General features: G+C 66.9%; 14 protein-coding genes. 1 reads left to right on the forward strand and 13 read right to left on the reverse strand.

The annotated features are described in order from the left end of the window. Positions 1–9: 9 nt before the first annotated feature. Complete coding sequence (locus AC1DU6_RS06505; protein ID WP_477856370.1) at positions 10–1,155, forward strand: GGDEF domain-containing protein; 1,146 nt, start codon at positions 10–12, stop codon at positions 1,153–1,155. 12 nt (positions 1,156–1,167) lie between these two features. On the opposite strand, the gene AC1DU6_RS06510 is transcribed toward AC1DU6_RS06505, so the two are convergent. The 13 genes from AC1DU6_RS06510 to AC1DU6_RS06570 all read right to left on the reverse strand — a co-directional run. Further along, positions 1,168–2,145 (reverse strand): YeiH family protein, encoded by a 978-nt coding sequence (locus AC1DU6_RS06510; RefSeq protein ID WP_477856371.1) that lies wholly within the window; start codon positions 2,143–2,145, stop codon positions 1,168–1,170. Positions 2,146–2,460: 315 nt separating this feature from the next. Further along, a complete protein-coding gene (locus tag AC1DU6_RS06515; RefSeq protein ID WP_056193177.1) occupies positions 2,461–3,234 on the reverse strand; it encodes a ferredoxin--NADP reductase in 774 nt (257 codons plus the stop codon). Beyond that, complete coding sequence (locus tag AC1DU6_RS06520) at positions 3,231–3,530, reverse strand: gamma-butyrobetaine hydroxylase-like domain-containing protein (protein ID WP_457323764.1); 300 nt, start codon at positions 3,528–3,530, stop codon at positions 3,231–3,233. Before AC1DU6_RS06520 ends, AC1DU6_RS06515 begins: the two co-directional genes overlap by 4 nt. After that, positions 3,530–4,396 (reverse strand): ABC transporter ATP-binding protein, encoded by an 867-nt coding sequence (locus AC1DU6_RS06525; protein ID WP_477856372.1) that lies wholly within the window; start codon positions 4,394–4,396, stop codon positions 3,530–3,532. The genes AC1DU6_RS06520 and AC1DU6_RS06525 overlap by 1 nt, the downstream gene beginning before the upstream one ends. Next, entirely contained in the window at positions 4,396–5,346 is a 951-nt protein-coding gene (locus AC1DU6_RS06530; protein WP_457323762.1) for an ABC transporter permease, read from the reverse strand. Before AC1DU6_RS06530 ends, AC1DU6_RS06525 begins: the two co-directional genes overlap by 1 nt. Before the next feature lie 5 nt (positions 5,347–5,351). Then, positions 5,352–6,815 (reverse strand): ABC transporter substrate-binding protein, encoded by a 1,464-nt coding sequence (locus AC1DU6_RS06535; protein WP_477856373.1) that lies wholly within the window; start codon positions 6,813–6,815, stop codon positions 5,352–5,354. Positions 6,816–6,885: 70 nt separating this feature from the next. Continuing rightward, the gene (fdxA, locus tag AC1DU6_RS06540) at positions 6,886–7,224 is read right to left on the reverse strand and encodes a ferredoxin FdxA (RefSeq protein ID WP_477856374.1); all 339 of its coding nucleotides are present in this window, start codon (positions 7,222–7,224) and stop codon (positions 6,886–6,888) included. Beyond that, positions 7,221–8,174 (reverse strand): HEAT repeat domain-containing protein, encoded by a 954-nt coding sequence (locus AC1DU6_RS06545; RefSeq protein ID WP_477856375.1) that lies wholly within the window; start codon positions 8,172–8,174, stop codon positions 7,221–7,223. Before AC1DU6_RS06545 ends, fdxA begins: the two co-directional genes overlap by 4 nt. Positions 8,175–8,176: 2 nt before the next feature. After that, positions 8,177–8,410, reverse strand: a complete 234-nt coding sequence (locus tag AC1DU6_RS06550; RefSeq protein ID WP_056193195.1) for a 4Fe-4S dicluster domain-containing protein — start codon at positions 8,408–8,410, stop codon at positions 8,177–8,179. Between the two features lie 277 nt (positions 8,411–8,687). Then, complete coding sequence (locus AC1DU6_RS06555) at positions 8,688–10,415, reverse strand: fumarate reductase/succinate dehydrogenase flavoprotein subunit (protein ID WP_477856376.1); 1,728 nt, start codon at positions 10,413–10,415, stop codon at positions 8,688–8,690. A 13-nt stretch (positions 10,416–10,428) separates the two neighbouring features. Next, entirely contained in the window at positions 10,429–11,217 is a 789-nt protein-coding gene (locus tag AC1DU6_RS06560; RefSeq protein ID WP_457392887.1) for a GntR family transcriptional regulator, read from the reverse strand. A gap of 323 nt (positions 11,218–11,540) precedes the next feature. Next, positions 11,541–13,868 carry a GGDEF/EAL domain-containing response regulator gene (locus tag AC1DU6_RS06565; RefSeq protein ID WP_477856377.1) on the reverse strand — a complete coding sequence of 776 codons (2,328 nt, stop codon included), beginning with the start codon at positions 13,866–13,868 and terminating at the stop codon, positions 11,541–11,543. Between the two features lie 2 nt (positions 13,869–13,870). Beyond that, a partial coding sequence (locus AC1DU6_RS06570) for a response regulator (RefSeq protein ID WP_477856378.1) occupies positions 13,871–15,944 on the reverse strand: 2,074 nt, incomplete at its 5' end.

Consider the following 15,944-nt stretch of genomic DNA (forward strand, 5'->3'; position numbering starts at 1 on the left):
GTGCAGTGGGTGGACGCCGGGCGGTTGCGATGGCGTTGCCAATACGTCGTCTCCGGGAAGTACCAGCCGTGCGTCCTGACCTATCTGCTGACCGGCGACGATCTCAGCCGCGGCCGGGATCTGAGCGGTTTTGACCACATCGAGCTGGAACTGAAATACCAAGGGCCGGCGCCATTCCTGCATCTGGATATCCGGAATTTCGATCCACGCTTCTCCAGGCTCGAGGACGCCAACAGCTCGCGGATGCACGCGGTCACGCTTCGAAGGCGAGACGTTGAGCAACCAGTGCGCATCAAGTTGAGCGAACTCAACGTGCCCGACTGGTGGGTTCAGATGTTCAACCTGCCTCGCGAGTACAACCAGCCGAGCCTGGACAACGCGACGTCGTTGTCCATCGGCATTCCCGGAGAGCTGACCGGCCAGCACCATGAACTGCAGCTTAGCCGCCTGGTGCTGAAGGGCGAATTGATCAGCGACGACCGCGTCTACCTGGGAATCCTGCTTGCCTGGCTTTTTGGTGCTTGCGCCATGGTGTTGCGTGGCTGGCAGCGACTGCGCCTGAGCCATCGCCGCCAGCAGCGGGAGATCGATGCCTTGACAGCGCGCACGCGTCAGTTGCGCATCGAGCAGGAGAACCTGCGCCGCCTGGCTACGGTCGATGAACTGACCGGTGTGTTGAACCGGCGCGGCCTGGAGCAATCGCTGGGTGACATGGAAGAGGCGGCACAGGGGATGTCGCTCGTGCTGCTGGACATCGACCACTTCAAGCATGTCAACGACCGCCATGGCCATGATTGCGGCGACGAGGTATTGCGCCGCGTTGCGGCCATCGTCGCGGCCAACCTGCGCGCGAGCGATGTCATCGGTCGCTGGGGCGGCGAGGAGTTCCTGATCGCCTGCCAGGGCACGCGTGTGCGTGATGCCGCCCGCCTGGCCGAGAAGCTTCGCGAACGCGTGCAGCAGAGCGAGGTCAGCTGTACTGCGGGCCGCCTCGCAATCACCGCCAGCTTCGGCGTGGCGCTGTCGCCGCCGGGAGGGTCAGCTGCGAACGCCCTCAAGCGGGCCGACGAGGCCCTGTATCGCGCCAAGGAGGCCGGCCGGAACCGCGTCGAGATAGACAGGACGCTGCAGAGCGACTCACCGACCACGGTCTGATTTGTTGGACCCTCAATAAAACCGCAATCCCCAGGCGGCGGCGAGCGAAACGGCTGCAAGCCACAAGCTCGTCGCCACCATCAGCAAGATGGGCCGCCAACCTGCGCTGGCGAGGTGCGGGAACGACGTCTTCATGCCGAGCCCGGCCACCCCCAGCATGAGGCAGGCGCGCGAGGCGAGATTGAGCTGCTCCTGCACTGGCCGCAGGCATCCCAGCGAGTTGAGCGTCGCCAGCACGACGAACAGCCACAGAAAGCCCGGCACCAGCGCGCCGAGTCGCATCACCATCGGTCGTGCCGTGGGAGGCGGCTCGTCGGCCGAACTGCGGCAGGCGATGGACACGCCCAGCACGACGATGAAGAGCAGGCTGACGCGCAGGAGTTTGACGATGGAGGCCGCGTCGCCGGCGGCCGCAGAGATCGAATAGCCCGCCACCACCACCTGCGCCACGTCATGGATGCTTGCGCCGATGAAGAGGCCAGCGCCGGCCGGCGACAGCTGCAACTGCCGCGCGATCAGTGGGTAGGCCACCATCGCCGCTGTCGACAGCAGCGTGGCCAAGACGGCCACGACGAGCGCGTGACGTTCGTTCGGCGTCTCCCCTTCACCGGCGCGCGGCAGCACCGCGCCGATCGCCAGCGCCGCAGAGGCGCCGCAGATGGCCGTGGCGCCGCCCGCCAGCACGCCGAGCGCCCACGGCAGGCGCAGTGCCTTCGCCAGCCACCGACCGCACAGGAGGGTGCTGGCGACCGCGAACAACACGACAAGCAAGGTCGGCCAACCGAGCCCGGCGACCTGCTCCCAGCTGATGCGCGCACCCAGCAGCCCCACGCCCAGGCGCAGCAGCGTGCGGCCGCAGAAGTCCACACCAGCGGCCGTGCGGTCCTGCGGGCTCTGGCTGTGCAGCGCCGCGCCGAACAGCAGCGCATACAACATCGGCGGCCCCTGATACAGCGCGGCAACGAACGACGCAGCCAAAGCGATCAGCACGCAGGTCGCCCAACCCGGCCAGACTCGCCGCAGGGCCTGGCCATGAGCGTCGAAGAAGGCAGCCCGTGCCAGCATGCGGCCCTAGATCCGGCAGTTGGGCACGACCGAGTGGCTGGCGAGGCGGGCCGCTGGSWAGGCGYGACGACGAAGTGGGCTYRTGCCCACGAGGMGGAGCAACRCCSCCAGCGGGCTGAAGCGCCAGACCAGCGGGCGTGCAGCGTTGTTCACCGAAGTGGTGAGGACGGACCAAACGCCAAGGTGTTGATGCATCGATTCTTTCGAAGAATGGTGAGCGGTCAACTGCCGGATCTAGGGCTATTTCTCGACGAAGGCCCGCTCGATGACGAAATGCCCGGGATGGCTCATATTGCCCTCGGTCATGCCCATCTCGTCGAACACCGCGCGCGTGTCGCGCAACATCTCGGGGCTGCCGCACAGCATGAAGCGGTCGTTCTCCTTGCACAGTGGCGGCAGGCCGATGTCGCTGGGCAGCTTGCCGTTGGCCATGAGCGTCGGGATGCGCCCCTGGTTGCGGAAGGGCTCGCGCGTGACGGTCGGGTAGTAGATGAGCTTGTCGCGCACCTGGTCGCCGAAGAATTCGTTGTCGGGCAGCTCGCGCGTGATGATGTCCTCGTAGGCCAGCTCGCTCACCTGGCGACAGCCATGCACGAGGATGACCTTCTCGTAGAGCTCGTAGACGTCGGGGTCGCGCACGATGGCCATGAACGGCGCCAGGCCCGTGCCGGTGGCCAGCAGGTAGAGATGCCGGCCGGCCAGCAGGTTCTGCGTGACGAGGGTGCCCGAGGCCTTGCGGCCGATGTGCACCGTGTCGCCAACCTGGATGTGCTGCAGGCGCGAGGTCAGAGGGCCGTCGGGCACCTTGATGCTGAGGAACTCCAGCGTGTCGTCCCAGTGCGGGCTGACGACGCTGTAGGCGCGCAGCAGCGGCTTGCCGTCGACCATCAGGCCGATCATCGTGAACTGCCCGCTTTGGAAGCGAAAGCCCGGGTCACGAGTGCAGGTGAAGGAGAACTGGCGGTCGGTCCAGTGGCGGACGTCCAGCACCTTGGCGTCGAAAAGGATGCTCATGCGCAAGGCTCYAGGCAGAGTTGATGCAGATAGGGCCAGGGGTAGATGCCGCGGTCGTGGCCGTCGCTGAAGACGAGCTGCAGGCCCTGCGGCCCGACGGGGTGGAGGGCGGTGAGCTGTGTGTCGATGGGCGCCTGCACGGGCTCGCCGCTGCGCCGGCGCTGCTCGCAGCCGGCACATTTGCAGGCGGCGCGCAGCACCGGGCCGCTGAGGCGGGCGGCGCGGCCATCGGCCCAGGCCAGCGCCAGCACGCCACTGGCCTGGTGCCAGACGACTTCGGTGGGAATGGCGTCCATCAGACGAGGTGCTCCACGCCCTGCGGGCCGATCTCGGTGCACAGGCCCGCCAGCCCGCCTTCGCTCAGTTCGCCCCCCATGGCCGCGATGCTTTCCTCGCGGATCAGGCCCTTGATCTGGCGCACCATGGCGACGAACTCGGGTTCGGAGGTCATGTCCGGCGTGCGCGGCCGCGGCAGCGGCACGTCCAGCTCGGCCTTGATGCGCCCGGGCCTTGCCGTCATCACGTAGATGCGGTCGGACAGGAACACCGCCTCCTCGATGTCGTGCGTGATGAAGAGCACCGAGATGCGCAGGCGCTGCCACATATTGGTCAGGATCTCCTGCATCACCACGCGGGTCTGAGAGTCGAGSGCGCCGAACGGCTCGTCCATCAGCAGCACCTGCGGGCTGGTGGCCAGCGCGCGGACGATGCCSACGCGCTGCTTCATGCCGCCGGAGAGCTGGTCGGGGTAGTGGTTCTCGAAGGACAGCAGGCCGGCCAGCCCCAGCAGCGTGCGCGCCTGCGCCTCGCGGTCGCTGGCCGACGCACCCTTCATGCGCAGCCCGAACTCCACGTTGGCACGCACCGTCATCCATGGGAAGAGCGAGTACTGCTGGAACACGACGCCGCGGTCCGAGCCCGGGCCCGTGATGGGTTGACCGTCCAGCAGCACCTGGCCGCCACTGGGCTTGAGGAAGCCTGCCACCGCGTTCAGCAGCGTGGACTTGCCGCAGCCGGAGGGGCCGAKCAGCGACACGAACTCGCCGGGCCGCACATGCACGTTGGCGGCGCGCACGGCTTCGAAATCCTGGCCTTTTGAGTGGAAGCGGATGTCCAGCTCGCGCACGTCCACGCGGCCACGGGATGCTGTTGCCACGTCCATCACCGTCCCCCTTGCGAATGAGCCTGCCAGGGCATGGCGAGCTTGGCCAGCAGCCGGATGGCGCCGCTGCACAGCAGCCCCAGCACGCCGATGGTGATCATCCCGAGCGCAATCTCGGCGTAGCTGATCAGGGAGTAGGCCTCCCACGTGAAGTAGCCGATGCCGAACTGCCCCGAGATCATCTCGGCGGCGATCAGCGACACCCAGGCCACGCCCATGCCTACCGCCAGGCCCGTGAAGATGTGGGGCAGGGCGCCGGGCAGCACCACGTGCCTGAGCAGGCTGGCCTCGCCCGCGCCCAGCGTGCGGGCGGCGCGCAGCAGCACCGGGTCGATGGCCTCGACCCCATGCACGGTGTTCAGCAGGATCGGGAAGAAGGCGCCCAGGAAGGTGATGAAGACGATGCTCACCTCGTTGTCGGGCCACAGCATGATGGACATCGGCACCCAGGCGATGGCCGGGATGGGCCGGAAAACCTCCATCGCCGGCATGGCCAGCCCGCGCACGATGCGGTAGCGGCCGATCAGGATGCCCAGGCCGACGCCCAGGCCCGTGGCCACCAGGAAGCCGAGCAGGATGCGCCGCACGCTGATGCCGATGTTGGTGACGAACTTCGGGCTGGCGTTGACCTCCACCACCTTCTCCAGCACTTGGGCCGGCGTGGGGATGTTGTTGAAGCGGATGTAGGCGTCGAGCTTGTAGCGCGTGGCCAGGTGCCAGAAGAGCAGCACGCTGGCGATGGACAGCGCGCCCATCAGCGCCGCCGCGCCACGGCCCCGCCAGAAGCGCTGCCACAGGCTGGGCGCAGCAGCCGCGGGCAACGGCAGGGGCAGCGGCGTGATGCCCTGGCCCACGTGGGCGGGCGGGGCCGCCTTGGGCGCCGCCGCAGGCATTGCAGCAGGCGGCGCCAGGGGCGGCGTGTAGGTTTGGATGCGGGGCAGCGCGCTCATGGTGTTCACTTCACGCTGACCGCGACGACAGTGGCGTTGGCCTGCCCCAGGGCCTCCGCAAAGGTGGCGAGCTTGCCGTGCGTCCTGGCGGCGTAGGCCTCGGCGTCTTTCTTCAGCAGGAAGGGCACGGCCAGCGGCGCCTTGGGGTTGCTGGCGTCGACCGCGTAGAAAGCCTTGTCGGCGACGACCTTGATGCCCAGCTCCTTGTCGTAGAGGTAGGCGACGTTGACCTTCTTGCCCGCCGCCTCGTACTGCTTCACGCCAGCCAGCAGGCAGGCGGGCGAGCTGGCCACGACGATCTCGCCGCTGGACAGCCAGATCTCGCCGGCCTCCTTGGGCCGCGTGACCGGCACCTTGCAGATGGGGTCGTTGCCGGCAATGTCGTAGTTGGCGAGCGTCTGCTTCTGGGCCTCGTAGTCCTGGCCGCGCTGCTTGAAGGCTTCGCGCAGATAGCTCTCGTTGACCCAGGCGACGGCGTCGAACTCCTTCACGCGGCCCAGCTTGGCCAGCACGCCGTGTGCGATCTTGATCGTCTCGACCCAGCGCGGCTTGATGCTCGGGTCCAGCGTGTGGATGCCGCCCGGGCCGAGGAAGAGGTAGACGACCTCCTTCTCGATCTTGGTCCACTCTTCGATCTTGGYGGCGGCCAGCTTGGGGTCCTTGCGCACCCAGTCGTTGGCCTCCATCAAGGCCTTGATGTAGGCCACAACGGCCTCGGGGTATTTGTCGGCGAATTCCTTGCGCACGACGACGCCGTGGAAGGTCGGCACCTTGGTCTGTGCGCCGTCGAAGATCTTGCGGGCGAAGCCGCGCTGCGGCAGCAGGTCGGCGAAGGGCACGAAGTCGCCGTGGGCGTCGATCTTCTTTTCCTGCAGATTGGTGGTGCCCACCTCGGGGCTCTGGCTGACGAGGTTCCAGTAGTCCGCCGGCCAGCCGCGCTCCTGCATGGCCTGCAGCATCATGCCGTGTGCTGCCGAGCCGAACGGCACCGACACCGTCTTGCCCTTGAGGTCGGCCAGCTCGTAGTAGGGGCTGTCCTTGTGCACCACGACGCCGTTGCCCGAGCCGAAGGCGTTGTAGGCGATGACGGCGACGAGCTGGGTCTCGTTGCCCTTGTTGAGCTGCCCGGTGGCGCCGTTCACCAGCAGCGGGTAGTCGCCCATCATGCCGATCTGCAGCTTGCCGGCGACCATGCCGTTGGTGATGGGCGGGCCGGAAGTGAAGTTCTGCCAGTCGAGCTTCCACTCGATGTTGGCGTACTTGCCCGTCTTGGGCAGGTGCTTCTCCAGCAGCTTCAGCTCCTTGAGCACCACGCCACCGGTGACGGTGTTGGTGGTGGTGTTCTGCGTGCCGATGCCGATGGTCACCACCTCCTTGGCGGCGTGGGCCTGCGGGGCCAGGAAGGCCGCGCAGAGCGCGAGGCACTTCGCGAGGGTGGCGGAAACATGCGAGAGCTGGGGCAACTTCATCTCAATCTCCTGGCAGTCGGGTAGGTTCAGAAGCAGCGGCGCAAGATCGGTGCCTGCGCCGCGCCGGGTCTCAGGCGGGCGCGGCGGTCTCCGTCAGCAGGGCGCGCTTGTGCGTCTGGTTGGCCCAGTGCTCGGCATCGGGCAGCGGTTCCTGTGCGGCAGTGATGAGCGGCCATTGCGCGGCCAGGCGCCGGTTCAGTTCGGCGTATTCGCGCTGTTCGGGGGGCAGGTCCTTCTCGTCGAAGATGGCCTCGACCGGACACTCCGGTACGCAGACGCCGCAGTCGATGCAGGCGCTGGGGTCGATGACGAGAAAGTCAGGGCCTTCGTGGAAGCACTCCACGGGGCAGGCGGCGAYGCAGTCGGTGTACTTGCAGCGGATGCAAGCCTCGGTGACGACGAAGGTCATGCCGCACCTCCATTCATTTGAATCGTTGTGAGGGCCAGCTTGGACAGTTTGCGCACGTCCGGGTCGGGATCGCGCAGCGTGCGTTCCAGCGGCGTGATGGCGCGCGGGTCGCCGATCTCGCCCAGCGCGATGACGGCTTCCTTGCGCAGGTTGCTGACCGGATGGATCAGCGCCTCCACCAGCGCCATCACGCCGTCGCGCGCCTTCAGCTTGCCCAAGGACCGAGCGGCCTTCACCCGCACCTGCCAGTACTCGTCGTCCATGGCGCGCACGAGGTTGGGCACGCCCAGCGCCGAGCCGGTCTTGGCGAAGGTCGTGGCAGCTTCCTCGCGCACTTGCCACACCGGGTCGGCCAGCGCGCGGCTGAGAGCCGGGTGCACGCTGACCTCGGCATCGTTGGCAAAGCTCAGCGCACCGACAGCGACGCGGCGGACTTCGGCATCTGTGTCGTGTGCCGCCACCTCGGTCAGCGCCGAGATGGCTTGCGGCTTCTTCAGATAGCCCAGCACGCTGACGGCAGCGCGGCGCACCTTGGCGTCGGCATGGGCGAGCGCGGCCATAGCGGGGTCGAAGGCGGCGTCCACGCGCAGGGCTTTTACGGCCTGCAGCGCGGCGGCCTGCACTTCGGGGTCCGCGTCGCCCAGGTAGGGCAGCAGCGCTGTGGCGGAGGCTGAGTCTTTCAGCTCTGCGAGCGTGTAGGCAACGGCCTCGCGCACGGCAGCGTCCTCGTCCTTGAGCCGCGGCGCCAGTGCCGCCAGCACCTCGGGCTCCTCGAAGCCTTCGAGGGCCTTGGCGGCTTCGAGCCGCACGGTGGCATCGCTGTCGCCAAGCGCCGCAATCAGCAGCGGCGCGATGTCGTCTTCCTCGTCGGTGTAGGGCAGGTCGATGACGGCGATGCGGCGCACGCCCGCGTCGCTGTTGCGCAGCCGGTCATGGATGGTGGCAAGCATGATCACCTCACCAGGTAGGGGATGTCGACGCGCACGGCGCCGGTGGGGCAGTCCTTCTCGCAGGGCATGCAGTACCAGCATTCATCGAACTTCATGAACGCCTTGTTCTTCGTCAGATCGATGGCCAGCACGTCGAGCGGGCAGACATCGACGCAGACGGTGCAGCCCTTGTCGGCGATGCACTTGTCTTCGTCGATGACGACGGGGGCCTGGGTGCGGGTGATGGTGATGGTCATTGCGGTCTCCTGAGGGCCTGTTGACGCTATGGCAATGGGTCGCGAAGGCCCGCCGCCACGGGCCAATCAAGGCGTGACACGCCGCCCGCACTSATGTGCGGGCMAGTGGCGCAACGCSGAGTGGCCCSTGGCGGCGGGCCTTCCCKWMGGGTTGTSGCCARAAMKRCCGCGCGCGGCGTTGCAAATGCTCGCCGGGTGTSCAACCCGRCTCCGCTTTGCGCCTTGCTCGCGGCCGTTTTGGCCACAACGCGACCCGTTGCCATAGCGTCAACAGGCCCTAGGCGGCAGCGGGCGTGGCGACGCGCAGGCGCTGGTAGGCGGACTTCTCTTCCTCGTTGAGCTCCACGACGTAAGGCTCGACCTCGCGCTTGCGGAACACGGCGTTGCCGTTGGCATCGCTGGTCACGTTGGTGTGGCAGAACCAGTCGGCGTCGTTCTTCTCGGGGTGGTCCACGCGCAGGTGGTACAGGCCCCAGCGGCTCTCGGTGCGGTACAGCGAGGCGCGCGCGGCCAGCTCGGCGCAGTCGCGGATGGTGTGGGCCTCCATCGCGCGCATCAGCTCGTGCGGGTCGGCCGCGCCCATGTGCTGCAGGTCCTCGCGGATCTCGTCGAAGCGCTGCAGGCCGATCTCCATCTTGCGGGTGACCTTGGGCGGCTGCAGGTAGTCGTTGACGATGCGGCGCGTCTTGTATTCGACCTGGAAGGGCGTCAGGCCCTCGGTCCTGCCCAGCGGCGCATAGACGCGGGCCTTCTCCTTCTCGACCTGGCCGGCATCGAAGGCCGGCGCCGCGATGCCGCTGACATAGTCGGCCRCGTTCTCGCCGCAGAACTTGCCGTAGACGAAGGCGCCCAGCATGTAGTTGTGCGGGATGCTGGCGCAATCGCCCGCCGCATACAGCCCGGGGATGGAGCACTCGCCGCGATCGTTCGTCCAGATGCCCGAGGCGCTGTGGCCGCTGCAGAAGCCGATCTCCGAGATGTGCATCTCGATCATCTGCTTGCGGTAGTCGGTGCCGCGGCCCTCGTGGAAGCGGCCGCGGCTGGGGCGCTCGTTGGTGTGCAGGATGTGCTCGATCTCGCTGATCGTTTCTTCAGCCAGGTGATCGAGCTTCAGGAACACCGGGCCCTTGCCGCCTTCGAGTTCGTTGAAGAACTCCATCATCATCTGGCCGCTCCAGTAGTCGCACTCGATGAAGCGCTGGCCGGCGTTGTTGGACGTGTAGCCGCCGAAGGGGCCGGTCACGTAGGCGCAAGCCGGGCCGTTGTAGTCCTTGATCAGGGGGTTGATCTGGAAGCACTCGAGGTTGGTCAGCTCGGCGCCTGCGTGATAGGCCATCACGTGCCCTTCACCGCAGTTGGTCGGGTTCTCGTAGGTGCCAAACAAATAGCCACTGGCGGGCAGGCCCAGACGCCCGGCCGCGCCCGTGCAGATGATGACGGCCTTGGCCTTGATGACGTGGAAGTCCGCCGTGCGGCAGTCGAAACCCATAACGCCGGCAATCTCGCCGTCAGGCCCGGTCAGCAGCCGCGTGGCCACGACGCGGTTGGTGATCTCCACGCGCGCCCGCTTGAGCTGGCGATAGAGCACCCGCTTCATGTGGTGCCCCTCGGGCATGGGCAGCACGTAGCTGCCCAGGTGGTGGACCTTGCGCACCGAGTAGTCGCCGGTCTCGTCCTTCTCGAACTTGATGCCCCAGCGGTCCAGCTCCTCGATCATCGGGTAGCTGTTGGCCGCGTAGGCGTAGACACCCTTCTGGTCGACGATGCCGTCGTTGGCGACGGTGATCTCCTTGGTGTACTGCTCGGGTGTGGCGTGACCGGGAATGACGGCGTTGTTCAGCCCGTCCATGCCCATGCTGATGGCGCCGCTGCGCTTGACGTTGGCCTTGTCCAGCAGCAGCACCCGCAGCTTGGGATTCTTCTCCTTGGCCTTCACCGCGGCCATCGGGCCGCCGGTTCCACCGCCAACGATGACGAGGTCGTATTCGTGTTCGATCGTGTCCATGTGCAGGCTCTCCTCAAGAGGCTCGTTCGGAAACAGGCACGCGATCGACGCGCACCTTGTACTGGAAGGCGTCACCGCGGTAATAGAGGTGTTCGTAGTCGATGGGCGCGCCGTCGGCGGTGTGCGTCGTGCGCTCGATGAAGAGCACGGGCGAGCCCTCCTCGACCTTGAGCTGCCCGGCCAGCGTCTCGTCCGCCAGCGTCGAGCCGATCTGCAGCTCGGCGTGGCCGAGGGCCAGGCCGTAGTCGTTCTCCAGGATGGCGAAGATGTCGCGCGCGGCCAGGTCTTCCTTGGCCAGGCGCTGGCCGATGGCCGCGGGCACGTAGGTCACGTCCAGCGAGATCGGCTCGCGGTTCAGGAAGCGCAGGCGGTGCAGCTCCGTGACCTTGGCGCGTTTGGCCAGCTGCAGCTTCTCGGCCACCTGCTGCGACGGCAGCACCGTCTTGATCGACAGCACGCGGGCAAAGGTCTCGTAGCCCATCTGCCGCATCGCCTCGCCGAAGCCCTGCAGGCGCCCCAGATCCTGGAAGGCCTTGGGCTTGGAGACGAAGCTGCCCTTGCCGTGGATGCGGAAGATCAGGCCTTCGTTCTGCAGGTCATTGAGCGCCTGGCGCACCGTGATGCGGCTGACGTCGAACGCGGCCATCATCTCGCTCTCCGACGGCATCTGCTGATGCGGCTGGTAGCTGCCATCGAGGATGCGGGCGCGCAGGATCTCCTTGATCTGCGTGTACAGCGGCAGCGGTGACGACAGCTTGATGCGATGAGCGCCGTCCGCCTCGGGGGCAGGGACCAGCGTCAAGGATTTCCTAGCTGCAAGAGCGCCTTTGCTCATGGCCGTCCAACTCGTTATGACAAGTCATCACGAGCAGGAGCCGTGCCAGCTTTCCAGGCTGGATTTGCACGCGGCTGGTGCCGCTGGGCGGCGTCAGCCGCAGGGCCAGTTTCCGGTGTCTGACGCCCTGGACGGCGGCGTCAGGAAGGTCTCATCGAGACCGCTCGCTGCCCCTCACGCCATGTGTTCTGGCAATGCACCGAAGCGGGTCCATGCCCCAATTTGAATGCGCCAAATGTGTGAATGACCCGCCGCTGGCGGAGCCCTGAAAACCCTACTCTGGCGCGCCGTCAATGTTCCAGAGGCTGGCGTCGCATGGGCAGCGCGATCCTTTCGCCGGCCGCCCCCGTGCCAGGGGCGGCTGCGGTCATTGCCAACTGCCGGCCCTCCAGCAGCATGCGGGCGTATTCCTCGGCCGGCACCGGGCGGCTGAAGTGGTAGCCCTGGATCTGGTCGCAGCCGCTGGCCCTCAGGAACTCCAGCTGCGCGGGGGTCTCGACGCCTTCCGCAATGACGTGCATGCGCATGCTGTGAGCCATGGCGATGATGGCCAGCGAGATGGCGGCGTCTTCTGGGCTGCGTGTGATATCGGTGATGAAGGATCGGTCGATCTTCACCGAGTTGAAAGGAAAGAGCTTCAGGTAAGCGAGCGAGGAGTAGCCGGTGCCAAAGTCGTCCAGAGACAGGTGCAGGCCGAACTGGCGGAGGTCATGCATGGTGCGCTCGGCCGCGATGGGATCCTGCATGACCAGGGTTTCGGTCAGCTCGAGTTCGATGGCGTCGGCGCCCAGTCCGTTGTCGCGCAGGGCTTGCTCGACACACTGGCGTACCCGACCCTCGCGGAACTGCAGGGTCGACAGGTTCACCGCGACCGGCCGCGTCGCGATGCCTCGCGACCGCCAGACCGCCTGCTGGGCGCAGACGGCCTGGATGACCCATTCGCCGATGGGCACGATGAGGCCAGTCTCTTCGGCGATTGGAATGAAATCGCCCGGGGGCACCAGGCCGCGCTTGGGATGCTGCCAGCGGATCAGGGCTTCGGCCGCGGTGATCTGGCCATCGGCCAGATTGACCTTGGGCTGGAAATGCAACACGAACTGCTGCTGGGCCAATGCTTCGCGCAGTTGCCCTTCCATCTCCAGCTTCTCGGCCATGCGGGCATTCATCTCGGGCGAATAGGTGGCATGCTTCTCGCCAGCCAAACGGGCCTGCTTGAGGGCGGACTCGGCATTGCGGAACAGCGATTCGGCACTGGCGCCGTCCTCCGGATACACGGACACGCCCAGGTGGGCGGACAGGCTGACGTCGCTGCCATCGACTGACGTGGGTCGGCCGATGACTTCGTCCAGCACGCGCAGCAGCGTCGTGACGTCCTCGTCGCCCTTGTAGCTGCCGGCGACGGCGAAGTTGTCGCCCGCCAGCCGGGCCACGTTGTGGCTGCGCGCGAATTCGGTGGCCAGGCGCTGCCCCAGTTGTCTCAGCAACTGGTCCCCCACGTGCCGGCCCAGGGTGTCGTTCAGCCGTTTGAACCGGTGGAGGTTGGCAATGACGGCCACCACGCCGGTGCCGGCCGCAGCCGCGGACTGGATTGCGAGGTCAAGGCGGTCCAGGAAGACAAGGTTGTTGGGCAGGCCGGTCAGTGCGTCATAGCGGGACAGGTAATGGACCTTTTCCTCCTGCTCGATGTGCCTGAGCGCAAACGAGATATCGCCAGCCAGCTCGCCGAGCAGCTTGAGCTCGTCCTCGTCGAAGAGATGGGCCTCCGTGGCGTACAGCGCGATGACGCCGACGAGCCGGTCACCGGAAGTCAACGGCAGCGCAATCGCGGAGCCGACCCCCTTCGCCGGCGCAACGGCGTGGACAGCCGCACCCATGTCCTCCTGCGAGAGGTCGTTGCAGTACACGACGCCGCCGCCATCGAGCGCCCGGTAGGGAAGTGAGCGGCGGCCTGGCCCACCGGTGGCGCCCAGAGCGCCGCGCAACTCGTCGAGCTGCCCGGCATCCAGGCCTCGCGCGGCAATGGGGTCGAGCCTCTTCAAAGGGCCGTGGGCGAGGCCGATCCAGGCACTCGCGAAGCCGCCATCCTCGGCGGCGATGCGGCAGGTTTCATCGAACAGCGCCTGCCGGTCGCGCAGCCTGACGATGGCCGAGTTGATGCCGCTCAGGACGCTCTTGATGCGGCTGAGCCGGCTGATCTTCAGCTGCTGGGCCTCGAGCTCCTTGACGTAGCGCTCCAGCATGGAGGTATGCACCAGCGACAGGTGGGTGCGCACCCGTGCCAGCACCAGGGCCGGCGACACGGGCTTGACGATGTAGTCGACCGCGCCGCAGTCGAATCCCGCGGCCTCGTCGCCGACGTCGGCCAGCGCCGTCACGAAGATGACGGCGATGTGCTGGGTCTGGGGGGCGGCCTTGAGCCGGCGGCAGACCTCATAGCCGTCCAGGTCGGGCATCTGGACGTCCAGCAGGATCAACGAAGGCTGGTGCTTCTGCGCGGCGGCGAGGCATTCACCGCCACTGCGCGCGAACGCCAGCGGATAGTGCGGCGCGAGGATCTGCTTCAAGGTTGCGAGGTTGATCGGCTCGTCGTCGACGATGAGGATGGGTCCGTTCGGCATGCCTACTTCCTTTGCTCTTCCAGTTCGGCGACGAGGTCCCGCGCCATCTGTTCCGCACGCCGGAAATCGAACTCCTCGACGCTGGCCAGCAAGGCGGCCAGCGTGGCCTGCGGCAGCAGCCCGTCCAGACGCTGGAGCACGGGTGCGGCCAGGTCCGGGTTGTCGCTGTCCAGTGCGTCCAGCAGCTCATGAAGCAGGGCCGCCACCCGTGCCCTGTCGACGGACGGGCTGGCCGGCGCCGGCTGCGGTTCATTCGCGGCGGCGTCAGCCGTGAACGCCGCAATCGATCGGAGGGCCTGGGCGAAGGCGGCCTCGAACGGTGCCCATTCGTCGAAGGGGTCCCTGCCTTCGATCAGCCGATGCTCCAGGCGGCCGGCAGCGCGTGCCAGCTGGGGAAGAGCCAGGTTGCCCGCAGAGCCCTTGAGCTTGTGCAGCAGGGCGGTGGCTTCCTTTTCTTGCCCCTGGTTGAGCAGCTTGCGCAGCTGCGCCGCGCTGTCGCCGTTGTCGCGGGCAAACTTGGCCAGGAACTTCCGGTAGACGGCGAGGTCCTGCCAGACCTTGCGCGCGTCGGCCACCGAGATGTCTTCAAAGGGCACGCCGTCCTCGGCCTGCGGGCCGACCGGCGCCACGGCCTCGACGGATGCGATGTCGGCCGGCTCGCGCTGCGCGGTCAGGCGCTGAATGGCCGCGATCAGCTCATCGACGGCAAAGGGCTTGGCCACGAAGGCATTCATGCCGGCTTCCCGCGCCTCTTCCTGCTGGATCTTGAACGCGCCGGCCGTCAGCGCGATGACCGGGAGGTCTGCCAGGCCTGGCGTGCCGCGCAGCACGCGCGTTGCCTGGTAGCCGTCCATCACCGGCATCTGGACGTCCATCAGCACGATGTCGACCTCGCCGACATGGGCCGTCAGCCAATCCAGGGCCTGCAGGCCGTTCTCGGCCAGCTGCACGGTGGCGCCTTCGGACTCGAGGATGCGCAGCGCAACCTCGCGGTTGATGTCGCTGTCGTCAACGACGAGGGCGCGCAGGCCAACAAGGCGCTGCGTCGCCTCGGCTTGCGGGYTGTCGGACATGGTCGCAACCCCCCGGCGTCGCATGGCCTGGGCCACGCTGTTGTACAGCGAAGAGCTGGTCACGGGCTTGTTGAGCACGCCGTCGATCAGCTCGCTGCCCTCGCTCTTGAGGAGCTCGTCCCGGGAGTAGGCCGTCACCATCAGCACGATGGGCGCTTGCTGTCCCTCCATCGTGCGGCGGATGGCCCGCGCGGTCGCCAGCCCGTCCAGGCCGGGCATCTTCCAGTCCAGCAGGAGCACGTCATAGGCCTCGGTGCCCTGGAGTCGATTGCGCACCTTGCCGAGGGCGGCTTCGCCGGAATCGGTCAGCGTGGRTGCCCAGCCCATGGCCCGAGCGGTCAGCGCAAGGTTTTCGCGCGCCACGTCGCTGTCGTCCGCTACCAGGACTTCCAGTTTTGACAGCGCCGCGGGCTGGTAGTTCTGGATCGGGACCCATTTGAAAGGCAGGCTGAACCAGAATTCGCTGCCTTTGCCAGGCGTGCTGATGACGCCGATCTCTCCGCCCATCTTGGTGACGAGCTGGCGGCAGATCGCCAATCCCAGCCCGGTACCTCCGAAGCGGCGAGTCGTTGACATGTCCGCCTGGGCAAAGGCCGAGAAGATGTGGCTCTGCTTCTCCAGCGGAATGCCGATGCCCGTGTCGCTGACCGAAAAACGAAGGCGAGCCGAGCCGTCGGTGCGCTCCAGCAGCGCGATGCCGACCTTGACGACACCGCTGGAGGTGAACTTGATGGCGTTGCTGGTCAGGTTGATCAGGATCTGTTCGAGCCGCAGCGCATCGCCGTGCAGTTCGCCACCAACATCGGGCGCCGGCGAGATGACAAGCTCCAGATCCTTGTCGCCCGCATTGGCGCTCATGATGTTGGCCAGGTTGTCCAGCACGCCGTCCAGGTGCAGGGGGGCCTCTTCGATCTCCAGCTGGCCGGCCTCGATCTTGGAGAAGTCCAGGATGTCGTTGATGATGGTCTGCAGCGACCGGCCGGCATTGCGGATCTTCTTGACC

The sequence above is a fragment of the Roseateles sp. P5_B10 genome, from assembly GCF_056400485.1.

Excerpts from the sequence above, each read along its gene's own strand:
- AC1DU6_RS06515 (WP_056193177.1), bottom strand. The coding sequence starts at position 3,234 with ATGAGCATCCTTTTCGACGCCAAGGTGCTGGACGTCCGCCACTGGACC.
- AC1DU6_RS06530 (WP_457323762.1), bottom strand. The coding sequence starts at position 5,346 with ATGAGCGCGCTGCCCCGCATCCAAACCTACACGCCGCCCCTGGCGCCG.
- AC1DU6_RS06545 (WP_477856375.1), bottom strand. The coding sequence starts at position 8,174 with ATGCTTGCCACCATCCATGACCGGCTGCGCAACAGCGACGCGGGCGTG.
- AC1DU6_RS06550 (WP_056193195.1), bottom strand. The coding sequence starts at position 8,410 with ATGACCATCACCATCACCCGCACCCAGGCCCCCGTCGTCATCGACGAA.
- AC1DU6_RS06565 (WP_477856377.1), bottom strand. The coding sequence starts at position 13,868 with ATGCCGAACGGACCCATCCTCATCGTCGACGACGAGCCGATCAACCTC.